Source organism: Bacillus sp. TL12, assembly GCF_022625245.1.
Lineage (GTDB): Bacteria > Bacillota > Bacilli > Bacillales > Bacillaceae_G > Bacillus_A.
This window is the reverse complement of record NZ_JAJJBY010000236.1, coordinates 1-338: the sequence shown is the minus strand read 5'-3', so window position 1 is coordinate 338 and position 338 is coordinate 1. Positions and strand designations below refer to the sequence as shown.

Annotated in this window: 1 protein-coding gene; it reads left to right on the top strand. The window is 37.6% G+C overall.

Going from position 1 to position 338, the window contains the following annotated elements; translation table 11 throughout:
* Positions 1-24: 24 nt before the first annotated feature.
* On the top strand, positions 25-338 hold a 314-nt coding region (locus LOK41_RS28735; RefSeq protein ID WP_241819472.1), incomplete at its 3' end, for a GerAB/ArcD/ProY family transporter.

Here is a 338-nt window from a genome sequence, read left to right as displayed (position 1 = left end):
TATGCCGAAAGGAAGTGACTTTTAATGATTAGCAGACCCAAAGACCGAATTAAGACATCGCAAGCAGTTGTTATCGTTGTTAATTTTATACTTGGAACAGGAATCCTTACCCTGCCCAGAGCATCTGTGGAAAAAGTGAAAACACCGGATGTATGGATAAGTGTGATTTTAGGTGGGATAATCGCGATGGTTACAGGAGTAATTATGGTCAAATTAAGTCAACAGTTTCCCGGAAAAACCTTTTATCAATACAGTCAAGAAATTGTAGGGAAATGGATAGGTAGGTTATTTAGCTTACTTGTTGTATGTTATTTTCTTGCAACTTCAGGGTTTCAAAC